At 62.6% G+C, this 9,811-nt stretch carries 11 protein-coding genes; 6 read left to right on the top strand and 5 right to left on the bottom strand.

From position 1 onward, the window contains the following. Positions 1–66: 66 nt before the first annotated feature. Together QMX89_RS19800 and QMX89_RS19795 are read right to left on the bottom strand one after the other, a co-directional pair. On the bottom strand, positions 67–372 hold the full coding sequence (locus QMX89_RS19800; protein WP_049859509.1) for a DUF6482 family protein: 306 nt from the start codon (positions 370–372) through the stop codon (positions 67–69). A gap of 115 nt (positions 373–487) precedes the next feature. Next, the gene (locus tag QMX89_RS19795; RefSeq protein WP_122742329.1) at positions 488–1,561 is read right to left on the bottom strand and encodes an FUSC family protein; all 1,074 of its coding nucleotides are present in this window, start codon (positions 1,559–1,561) and stop codon (positions 488–490) included. A 118-nt stretch (positions 1,562–1,679) separates the two neighbouring features. Between QMX89_RS19795 and QMX89_RS19790 the strand changes: the two genes are divergently transcribed. The 4 genes from QMX89_RS19790 (at position 1,680) to QMX89_RS19775 (ending at position 6,001) form a co-directional block, all read left to right on the top strand. Then, positions 1,680–3,491: an ABC transporter ATP-binding protein gene (locus QMX89_RS19790; protein WP_282349524.1), complete on the top strand. Its 1,812-nt coding sequence runs from the start codon at positions 1,680–1,682 to the stop codon at positions 3,489–3,491. Between the two features lie 357 nt (positions 3,492–3,848). Continuing rightward, a complete protein-coding gene (glsB, locus tag QMX89_RS19785) occupies positions 3,849–4,757 on the top strand; it encodes a glutaminase B (protein ID WP_282349522.1) in 909 nt (302 codons plus the stop codon). Between the two features lie 162 nt (positions 4,758–4,919). Next, positions 4,920–5,525, top strand: coding sequence for an SCO family protein (locus QMX89_RS19780; protein ID WP_282349521.1), 606 nt, complete (start codon positions 4,920–4,922; stop codon positions 5,523–5,525). Continuing rightward, a complete protein-coding gene (locus tag QMX89_RS19775) occupies positions 5,525–6,001 on the top strand; it encodes a copper chaperone PCu(A)C (RefSeq protein ID WP_282349520.1) in 477 nt (158 codons plus the stop codon). The genes QMX89_RS19780 and QMX89_RS19775 overlap by 1 nt, the downstream gene beginning before the upstream one ends. A gap of 47 nt (positions 6,002–6,048) precedes the next feature. On the opposite strand, the gene QMX89_RS19770 is transcribed toward QMX89_RS19775, so the two are convergent. The 3 genes from QMX89_RS19770 to QMX89_RS19760 form a co-directional block, all read right to left on the bottom strand. After that, a complete protein-coding gene (locus QMX89_RS19770; RefSeq protein WP_122742326.1) occupies positions 6,049–6,579 on the bottom strand; it encodes a DNA starvation/stationary phase protection protein in 531 nt (176 codons plus the stop codon). A gap of 94 nt (positions 6,580–6,673) precedes the next feature. Beyond that, positions 6,674–8,098: a heavy metal sensor histidine kinase gene (locus tag QMX89_RS19765; protein ID WP_282349519.1), complete on the bottom strand. Its 1,425-nt coding sequence runs from the start codon at positions 8,096–8,098 to the stop codon at positions 6,674–6,676. Further along, positions 8,091–8,765: a heavy metal response regulator transcription factor gene (locus tag QMX89_RS19760; protein WP_282349518.1), complete on the bottom strand. Its 675-nt coding sequence runs from the start codon at positions 8,763–8,765 to the stop codon at positions 8,091–8,093. Before QMX89_RS19760 ends, QMX89_RS19765 begins: the two co-directional genes overlap by 8 nt. Before the next feature lie 149 nt (positions 8,766–8,914). Between QMX89_RS19760 and QMX89_RS19755 the strand changes: the two genes are divergently transcribed. Together QMX89_RS19755 and uraH are read left to right on the top strand one after the other, a co-directional pair. Then, the gene (locus QMX89_RS19755) at positions 8,915–9,367 is read left to right on the top strand and encodes a heme-binding protein (RefSeq protein ID WP_244636388.1); all 453 of its coding nucleotides are present in this window, start codon (positions 8,915–8,917) and stop codon (positions 9,365–9,367) included. Between the two features lie 14 nt (positions 9,368–9,381). Further along, complete coding sequence (gene uraH, locus QMX89_RS19750) at positions 9,382–9,783, top strand: hydroxyisourate hydrolase (protein ID WP_282349517.1); 402 nt, start codon at positions 9,382–9,384, stop codon at positions 9,781–9,783. Positions 9,784–9,811 lie beyond the last annotated feature (28 nt).

Below are 9,811 nucleotides of genomic sequence, written 5' to 3'. Positions count from 1 at the left end.
CCGCAACAGGTCACTGTGAACGCGGTGTGGCCGACGCGGCTTGCGCCGCTGCTACAGGGGTGATGATTACAGGCTGGAACGCAGGGGAATTTCTTCGCGCATGATGTGGTTGCCTTCCTCGGGGTTGCCAATCATCTCGTCATGGGCGTTGCCCTGCACAAGGAACAACTTGATGTCGGCGACACCGGCCAGCACCTTGCGTGCTTCCTCGACCGAGGCGACGTGAATGGTCGCGCCATTGTCACTGGCCACCGGCTGGGACACACCCTCCAGGATAGCGTGCAGCACGTAGGAGCCACCCTCCATGGAGACCAGGTTCACTTCGTGGATTTCGCCATTGTTGACGTGGCTACTCAATTTATCGATGTTCATGCGCGACCTCGAAATGGCGGGATGGACCGGAGTGGCCATCGCTCTTGCCCCATGCAAGGTTTGAGGCCGGCCACGCTGAGGGAGTTCCATCGCGCGGCACCTCGCGCGCGCCGCGTCAGATCTTCCAGCGGCTCGCGGTCTTGGCCAATCGTTGCTGCAGCCCGTCGAGGTTATTGACCAATTGCAGCGTCAGCAGGCGATACCCGATCAGCTCACCGGGCACCACGTTGGGCGCGTCCGCATCGGCGCTGGCGTAGTTGCGCTCCAGCCGTTCGGTGGCACCATCGCGCAAGGCGCGGGCCATGCCCACCAGTTGCCGACGAATGTGCCGGTGCTCACCGCTCAGGCACTGCTGCAATTGCGCCATGGCGTTGCGGTCGGTCCCGCTGGGGCGCAGGTTGGCGAGGATCTCCAAGGTGCTCAGGCACATGCGGAAATGACCCTGGATCGCGTCCAGCTCGGTCATGGAGATCTTCACTTCCTTGGATACCGACGGGAGCAGCGAGCGTAGCTGGACCATGTTCGCGTTGAGCTTGGCCATCAACTTGAGGTGTTCATCGGCCGACACCGGCTGGCCACTGACGATCCGACTGTGAATGGTCGCGCAGCCGCGCAATCCGGTGGCGAGGTTGTAGCGCCAGGAATACACGGCGTAAAGCGGGAGGGCGAACGAGAACGCCAAGGCCAGGGCGATGCCGATGAGGATGTCGACGGTGCGCCACAGGCCGTCGGTGATCGGATTGTCGCCATGGCCGGCGACGATAAACAGCGTGATGGCCGACAACAGCGCCGTGTAGCCGCCCTTGCCGATCGCATGGTAGGCGAAGAACCCACAGGCCACCGACATCAGCAGGTAAGTGACGATGGGCAGTTCGAAGTAGTTCTGCTGGGCCACCACGGCCAGCCCGAGCGCGGCGCCGATGAGGGTGCCGTAGGCACGTTCCACCGATTTCTTGCCGATATTGCCATGGTGCTGGAGTCCGCCGATGACGATCAGCAGGGTGACCGATGCCCACTCGCCGTGGGGCAGGTTGAAACCACTGGTCAGCAGGATGGACACCAGCAAGGCGGCGACGATGCGTGCGGCGTGGATCAGGCGCGCGTGCCGGTAACGACGGTAGGGATCGAGCAACGGCCGCAGCACGCGGCGCAACCAGAAGGGTAGAGCAATGGATTTGAATGCATTCATCCGTTAAATGACCATGGGTACCTGGAATAAGTCCGCCACACAGCTGTCGACTCTGGGCTGGAAGGTAAATTGTGTCATGGCTGCGGCCATATATCTTGTTCAAGGAACGCTTTTGTCGATGCTCGACTTCTCTCGCCTGAAGAATTTTCTGGGCCAGGCCCGACGTGCCTTGCAACTGGTTTGGGCGACTTCACCCGGCCTGCTGCTGGGACTGGTACTGGCCACGCTGGCCGCAGGGATCCTGCCAGCATTGGCAGCCTGGCTGGGCCAGCGCATCGTCGATGCAGTGGTATCAGCCATGCAACTGCACCAGCAGACCGGCGCTGCGCCGCTGTGGCCGGTGTTGCGCTATGTCCTGATGGAAGCCGGTGTGCTGGCACTGCTGGCCGCAGCGCAGCGCGGCCTCTCGGTGCAACAGGCGCTGCTGCGTGTCCAGCTGGGACAGAAGGTCAATACACTGATTCTGGAGAAAGCCCAGACGCTTTCGTTGATGCAGTTCGAGGACTCGGAGTTCTACGACAAGCTGGTGCGCGTGCGCCGTGAAGCGTCCACGCGACCGCTGGCGCTGGTGAGCAAGTCGCTGGGGTTGGTGCAGAACCTGATTTCCCTGGTCAGCTTCGGTGTGTTGCTGGTGCATTTCTCGCCGTGGGCATTGGTGATCCTGGTGATCGGCGCATTGCCGGTGTTCTTTGCCGAAGCGCATTTTTCCGGCGATGCCTTCCGCCTGTTCAGCCGCCGCGCACCGGAAACCCGTCGACAGAACTACATCGAAACACTGCTTTCCCACGAGGGCTACATCAAGGAGGTGAAGCTGTTCGGCTTCGCGCCGCTCTTGCTGCAGCGCTATCGCGACACCTTCACCAAGCTGTATGCCGAGGACCGCCGTCTGACCTTGCGCCGGGACGGCTGGGGTTTCGTGCTGGGTCTGCTGGGGACGACGGCGTTCTATCTGGCGTATGGCTGGATCGTCATCGACACGGTGAACGGACACATCACCCTGGGGCAGATGACCATGTACCTGGTGTTGTTCAAGCAGGGGCAGAGCGCGGTCAGCAGCAGCCTTACGGCGATCGGCGGCCTGTACGAAGACGGCTTGTACCTGGCGGACCTGTATGACTATCTGGCCTACCCGGTGCAGGCCACTCAAGGCGATCTCACTCAAGGCGTGAAGCCGGGCGACGGCCTGCGCTGTGAAGGGCTGGGCTTCCGCTATCCAGGCGCCAACCGCGCCACCTTGCAGGGTATCGACCTGCACCTGATGCCGGGCAAGAGCCTGGCGCTGGTGGGTGAGAACGGTTCAGGCAAGACCACCTTGATCAAGCTGCTGACGCGTCTGTACCGGCCTGACGAGGGTCGCATCCTGCTCGACGGCAGCGATCTGCAGGACTGGCAGGAAGAGGCGCTGCGTCAGCGAATCGGGGTGATCTTCCAGGATTTCATCCGCTATCAGTTCAGCGTCGGGGAAAACCTCGGGGTGGGTGACACCCGTGCGTTCGATGACACCCAGCGCTGGCGCGAGGCGGCGGTGCAGGGCACGGCCGAGCCTTTTATCGAGCGTCTGGAGCACGGCTATGCCACTCAGTTGGGGCGCTGGTTTGCGGGTGGGCAGGAACTGTCCGGTGGGCAATGGCAGAAGCTGGCGCTGTCGCGGGCGTACATGCGGCGCGATGCCGACATCCTGATTCTCGATGAGCCTACCGCAGCACTGGACGCCAGTGCCGAAGCGGCGGTGTTCGAGCATTTTCGCGAGTACGCCAAGGGCCGCATGACCCTGTTGATTTCGCACCGCTTCTCGAGTGTGCGCAATGCCGACCATATTGTCGTCCTGGAACAGGGCCGGGTGCTGGAGCGCGGCAACCATGAACAACTGATGGCTCAGGCGGGGCGTTACGCCGAACTGTTCGACCTGCAGGCGCGGGGGTATCGCTGAGAGGTCCAGCAGATGCACCGCGTTGACTTCTTCGCGGGCAGAGGGCTCGCCGCCCGCCCCGCTCCCACAAGGTGTGGTGGTGAACGTGAGTGTGATGTGGACCCTGTGGGAGCGGGTTCTACCCGCGAAGGGCGCACCGCGGACCAGCAGATGCACCGCGTTGAGTTCTTCGCGGGCAGAGCCCGCTCCCACAGGATCGCCACCGCACCTTGTGGGAGCGGGGCGGGCGGCGAGCCTTCTACCCGCGAAGGGTGCACTGCGGTCCGGTAGATGCACCGCCACTCCAGGCAGAGCGGATCTGTGATGCGTTTGCAAGTGCCGCCGTCTACGGCTTGATCCCTTGATGCGAGTAGCCCGATGCAAGCGCTTTTGGTTGAGATACTGGATGCCGTCCGCCCTCTGATCGGACAAGGCAAGGTGGCCGATTACATTCCGGCGTTGGCCGATGTGCCCGCCGCGCAACTGGGTATTGCCGTGTACGGCAACGATGGTGAAGTGTTCAGCGCCGGCGATGCCCACACGCTGTTTTCCATTCAGAGCATTTCCAAGGTGTTCAGCCTGGTCCAGGCGATCGGCCACTCGGGTGAAGACATCTGGCAGCGGTTGGGCCATGAGCCGTCCGGACAGCCGTTCAATTCCCTGGTGCAGCTGGAGTTCGAACGGGGTCGGCCGCGCAACCCGTTCATCAACGCCGGTGCGCTGGTGATCTGCGACATCAACCAGTCGCGCTTCGCCGCGCCTGCGCTGTCGATGCGCGACCTGGCGCGGCGGTTGTCGGGCAACCCTCAGGTGATCGTCGATGGCCGGGTGGCGGAATCGGAATACCAGCACCGGGCGCGCAATGCGGCCATGGCTTACCTGATGAAGTCGTTCGACAACTTCCATAATGACGTCGAGGCGGTGCTGCGCAGCTATTTCAGCCACTGCGCGTTGCGCATGGACTGCGTCGATCTGGCCCGCGCCTTCTGCTTCCTGGCCAACGACGGCTACTGCAAACACAGTGGCGAACAGGTGCTGACCCGGCGCCAGACCCAGCAGGTCAACTCGATCATGGCCACCAGCGGGCTGTACGATGAGGCGGGCAACTTCGCCTACCGCGTCGGGTTGCCAGGCAAGAGCGGGGTAGGCGGCGGCATCGTCGCGGTGGTGCCGGGGCAGTTCACGGTGTGCGTCTGGTCACCGGAACTCAACCCTGCAGGCAACTCGCTGGCCGGCATGGCTGCACTGGAGCTGCTCAGCGAGCGGATCGGCTGGTCGGTTTTTTAGGTAGAGGCCTGAGTGACCGGGGTGCTTTTTCGCGGCCACGGACCGCGAAGGGCATGGCACGGTATGCCTGAGCGTCCGCGATTAAACAAAATGTGACAGGTTGCAGTGCCCAAGCGCCGCTGTGGACCTTAAACTGCGGCCCTCTTCAGAGGGCGATATGGCATGAACGATTTCCCGACCCGCCGCCGAGTACTCGCCAGTATGGGCATTCTCGGTCTCGGTGCACTGGCCGGATGTGGCGACAGCAATACGCTGTCGTTCAAGTACGGCAAGGACCTGAGCAACGAGATCCTTGGCCGCACCTTCCGGCTCAAGGATCCGCAGGGCAACGAAAAGACCCTGTCCAGTTTTCGCGGCATGATGCCCATGGTGTTCTTTGGTTTCACCCAGTGCCCGGCCGTCTGCCCGACCACCTTGGCGCGTGCGGTCCAGGCCAAGAAACTCATGGGCCGCGACGGTGACCGCCTGCAGGTGATCTTCATCACCCTGGACCCCGAACGCGACACGCCGGAAGTGCTCGACGCCTACGTCAAACTCTTCGACCCCACCTTCGTGGCCCTGCGCGGTACGCTGGAACAAACCGCCGAGGTGGCGAAGGAGTTCAAGGTGTTCTACGAAAAGGTCCCGGTAGGGGATACCTACACCATCTCCCATACCTCGACCAGTTACGTCTACGACTCCCGAGGCGTGCTGCGCCTGGGTCTGTCCCATTCCCTCACCGCACAAGAGTGCGCCGAGGACCTGCTCACCGTAATGGAAGTCTGCTGATGAAACCCGTTGCCACTTTGAAAGCCCTGCGCCAATCCACCTTCCTGGCAGTCGCCCTGAGCCTCTCCGGCTATGCCATGGCCCAAACCACCGTGGAAGATGCCTGGGCACGTGCCACGGTTCCAGGCCAGCCGGCCACCGGCGCATTCATGACGCTGACGGCGGATTCGGACAGCACCTTGCTCAGCGTGAAGTCACCGGCTGCCAAGGACACGCAGATCCACCAGTCGACCATGAAAGGCGACGTGATGAGCATGTTGCCGGTGGACGAAGTCAGTCTACCCGCAGGCGAACCGGTCGTGTTCGATGCCAACGGCTATCACGTGATGTTGATGGGCTTGGTCAACCAGGTGAAAGAGGGTGATGCGGTGCCATTGACTCTGAAGATCAAGAATGCACAGGGAAAGGAAGAAACGCTGGAAGTGAACGCCGTGGCCAGGGCGCTGAATGCACCTGACCACGCTCACGCTCACTGAATGACCGGCAACAGGGCGCTGCCGGCATCACAGTTGCACCGTCGCAATCACTTGCCGACGGTCTGACCCAGGAACCAGGCACGCTCTTCGGCCTGGTCGATCCACTCTTCCAGCAGGCTGGTGGTGGACAGGTCGTTGGCTTCGTCGGTGACGCCGTGGGTAGTGCGCATGTAGGCAGCCAGGGACTGGTTGTCATCATGCAGCTCGGTCAGCATGTCTTCCGGCGACAGGTCGGCAACTTCGCTGCTGGCCAGACGCTTGAGTTGCACCATCTGTTCCATCGAGCGAACGGTCGGCTCGCCGATCTTGCGGGCGCGCTCGGCAATCAGGTCAGTGATGGCGTAGATCTGAGTGGCTTGCTCTTCCAGCAGCAGGTGATAGTCGCGGAAATGCGAGCCTTTCATGTGCCAGTGGTAGTTCTTGGTTTTGAAGTACAGCGCAAAGACGTCAGACAGCAGCACTGCCAGTTCCTGACCAACTTCAGCTTGGTTCTGCAAGCGGGCGCCTTCGCCTTTCTCGGCCTTGGCCTTGACGGACGATACGGTCTTGAGTTCCTGTTTCACATTGGCAACGGCCATTTGAAATCTCCTGGTACAGGTTTGCGGGATAGGGTTTGTAACCACTAATTGAATCGACCGCGCTGTGAACCGGAATGCTCAGAGATTTTTTCAATCACGCCGATGAAGTGTCGCTATCAACGTAGGAATCAAGCTGCACAGCGCCTGCATTTGGGAAGCTCAAGGTAAAGGTCGTCACGCCGTCGTGACTGGACGCACTCACCTTGCCGTTCACCAACGTCATGATCGACTGCACGATGGCCAGCCCCAGGCCACCGGAGTCGCCAGGCTCCGTGCGTGCCGGGTCGATGCGGAAGAAGCGGTCGAACAACCTCGGCAGATGCTCGGGCGCGATGGTGTCACCTTCGTTGCGTACGCACAGGCGCACGAACGCCGCGTCATCGTGTCGGCTCAACCGCACAGTCGTGCCGGGGCGGGCGTGGCGCACCGCGTTGGCGAGCAGATTGCCCAAGGCCCGTTGCAACAATTGCAGGTCGGTGTTCAACGTCCCGTGCAACGAATGCTCAAGGCATGCACCGCGCTCGTCGGCCAGCAGCTGGAAGTAGTCGCACAGCTCTTCGCCCAGATGAGCAAGGTCGATGGCCTGCAGGTGCACCCGGCGCTGGCCGTGGTCGGCACGGGCCAGAAACAGCAGGTTTTCCACCATGCGGTTCAGGCGCTCGTACTCCTCGATGTTGGAAGCGAGCAATTCACGGTATTCATCCGAACTGCGGGGCTGGTTCAGGGCTTGGCCCGTGCTGGCCAGCAGCGTGTGCAGCGGGGTGCGAATTTCGTGGGCCAGATCGGCCGAGAATTGCGAGAGCCGTTCGAAACCCTGTTCGAGCCGCGCCAGCATGCCATTGAGCGCCTGGAGGGGCGCCAGCAATTCCAGGGGCGCGGCGGTATCGGCCAGCCGTCGATGCAGATTGCGCAGGTCGATGAGGGCCAGCGCGTCGGCCATATCGCGCAGGGGTGTCAGGGCCCGCCGTACCAGCAGCAGACCGATGATCCAGGCCAGCAAGGCTCCCGCCGCCACGGCCAGGTAAAGACGCAGCCGATAGCTGGCCAGAATCGCTTCGCGCTCATGCAGGCGTTTGCCGACCATCACCGTCAACGCTTCGCCCGCCGGACCGACCGCGTCACCGGCCAGCAACAAGGCGTTACGGTCCTGACGAATGTCGGTCCGGCTCGGCTGCTGACTCACACCGATCCGTGGCGGATCGCCCAGTGTTTCGCCATGGGGGTTGATTTCGAACACCAGGCTGCCATCTGCGCGACGCACCCGCAGCACGCTCTCCTGATTGCCAAGCATGTTCTGGTACAACTGAGGGCGCTGCTGCAGCACGCCCAGGCTGTCGCTGTCGTGGAGCAGGGTGCGGACCTGCTCGAGCCGACCCAGTAGGGCGAGGTCGTCGCGGTAGGCAATCTCGGCCGCCAGCGAGCGATACAGAAACACTGCGACCGCACTCATCGCCAGCGTGCAGACCACTGCCACGGCCAGCGCCAGCCGCCAGGCCAGGGAATGGCGGCGTTCACTCATCCTGGTGCTCCAGCCGATAGCCGACGCCACGCACGGTATGGATCAGCTTGGGCATGAATGGATCGTCGACCTTGGCCCGCAGGCGGCGTATCGCTACCTCGACCATGTTGGTGTCGCTGTCGAAATTCAGGTTCCACACCTGGGACGCGATCAATGTGCGCGAGAGCGCCTCACCGGGCCGGCTGATCAGCATGTGCAGCAAGGCGAACTCCTTGTTGGTCAGGCTGATGCGTTGCCCACCACGGCTGACTCGACGGCGCAGCACGTCCACTTCCAGATCGGCCACTTGGTAGTGCTCGACCTCGCGCACCGCGCCCCGACGCAGCAGCGTACGCACCCGCGCCAGCAGCTCGGCGAAGGCGAACGGTTTCACCAGGTAGTCGTCGGCGCCCAGCTCCAGCCCGCGCACGCGATCTTCGATGGCGTCCTTGGCGGTCAGGAACAGCACCGGTGTCGCGCCTCGCTGGCGGATCAGCTTGAGCAGTTGCCAGCCGTTCAGGCCGGGCAGCATGACATCGAGAATCACCAGGTCATACGCCTGTTGTTCGATCAGATAGCGTCCATCCAGCCCGTTGAGCGCCACGTCTACCGAAAAGCCGGATTCACCCAGCCCCTTGGCGAGGAAGTCCGCCGTTTTCGCTTCATCTTCAACCAGCAACACACGCATCGTTCAGCTCCTGTACCCGCGCATAGGCTAGGCCTCCGCCGCCCGATTGCCTATTACAAAGTTGTAATCCCTGCGACGGGGTTCTGTCGGGGCGTGCTTGTTAACGTGGTTGCCACTGATCACGGAGAAGCCCGATGAAAGCCCTTTGCATGACATTCACCCTGAGCTGTCTGCTGGCCACTCAGGCCCATGCTGCGCTCGCCCAGCATCCGGACCTGGACCTGGCGACCGCCCAGCGACTGGCCAACGGCAGTGGCTGCGTGGCCGCGGTGGCGGTCCTGGACCGTGGCGGCAACGTCATCGTCCAGCAGCGCGGCGACGCGGTGGGCCCGCACAACACCGAAGCGGCGCGGTTGAAAGCCTACACCGCACTCTCGACCAAGACCCCGACCCGGGCCTTTGCCGAACGCGCCCGCAACAACCCCGAAGCCGCCAACCTGACTTCCCTTGGGCAGTTGCTGCTGCTAGGCGGCGGCGTGCCGGTCTACGAGGGCACGCAGCTGGTCGGTGCCGTTGGCATTGCCGGCGCCGGCGGCGCCGAGCAGGACGAAGCCTGTGCAATCAAGGCCACCGAATCCATCGGTCTGGCCATTCACCCTTGAAGGAGCGCTGCACCATGTTGAAAAAGACTCTTCTGGCCATCAGCCTGGCCTCGCTGTCCGGCCTGGCGATGGCTGCCAATCCCCTGAGCGTCCACGTATTGAACCTTGAAACCGGGGTGCCCTCGGCCGGTATCGAAGTGACCCTGGAGCAGCATCAAGGCAACCAGTGGCAAGCACTGGGCAAGGGCGTTACCAACGACCAAGGGCGCATCGCCGAGCTGTTTCCGCAGCAGCGCCAATTCGCTGCGGGTGAATACCGCGTGGTGTTCAAGACCGGAGACTACTACCGCAAGGTTGGCCATGACACGTTCTTCCCGGAAATTCCGGTAATCTTCGAGGTCAAGAACACCGAGCAGCACTACCACATCCCGTTGCTGCTCAGCCCCTACGGCTTCAGCACCTATCGCGGTTCCTAGTCGTACGGGCAGTGATGCGAGTGCCCGG

The organism is Pseudomonas sp. PS01301, from assembly GCF_029960215.1.
Taxonomy (GTDB): Bacteria; Pseudomonadota; Gammaproteobacteria; order Pseudomonadales; family Pseudomonadaceae; genus Aquipseudomonas; species Aquipseudomonas coleopterorum.
The sequence above is the reverse complement of the archived record's forward strand: the minus strand, read 5'-3'. Positions and strand labels throughout refer to the sequence as shown.

Excerpts from the sequence above, each read along its gene's own strand:
- QMX89_RS19800 (WP_049859509.1), bottom strand. The coding sequence starts at position 372 with ATGAACATCGATAAATTGAGTAGCCACGTCAACAATGGCGAAATCCAC.
- QMX89_RS19795 (WP_122742329.1), bottom strand. The coding sequence starts at position 1,561 with ATGAATGCATTCAAATCCATTGCTCTACCCTTCTGGTTGCGCCGCGTG.
- QMX89_RS19790 (WP_282349524.1), top strand. The coding sequence starts at position 1,680 with ATGCTCGACTTCTCTCGCCTGAAGAATTTTCTGGGCCAGGCCCGACGT.
- glsB (WP_282349522.1), top strand. The coding sequence starts at position 3,849 with ATGCAAGCGCTTTTGGTTGAGATACTGGATGCCGTCCGCCCTCTGATC.
- QMX89_RS19780 (WP_282349521.1), top strand. The coding sequence starts at position 4,920 with ATGAACGATTTCCCGACCCGCCGCCGAGTACTCGCCAGTATGGGCATT.
- QMX89_RS19775 (WP_282349520.1), top strand. The coding sequence starts at position 5,525 with ATGAAACCCGTTGCCACTTTGAAAGCCCTGCGCCAATCCACCTTCCTG.
- QMX89_RS19770 (WP_122742326.1), bottom strand. The coding sequence starts at position 6,579 with ATGGCCGTTGCCAATGTGAAACAGGAACTCAAGACCGTATCGTCCGTC.
- QMX89_RS19765 (WP_282349519.1), bottom strand. The coding sequence starts at position 8,098 with ATGAGTGAACGCCGCCATTCCCTGGCCTGGCGGCTGGCGCTGGCCGTG.
- QMX89_RS19760 (WP_282349518.1), bottom strand. The coding sequence starts at position 8,765 with ATGCGTGTGTTGCTGGTTGAAGATGAAGCGAAAACGGCGGACTTCCTC.
- QMX89_RS19755 (WP_244636388.1), top strand. The coding sequence starts at position 8,915 with ATGACATTCACCCTGAGCTGTCTGCTGGCCACTCAGGCCCATGCTGCG.
- uraH (WP_282349517.1), top strand. The coding sequence starts at position 9,382 with ATGTTGAAAAAGACTCTTCTGGCCATCAGCCTGGCCTCGCTGTCCGGC.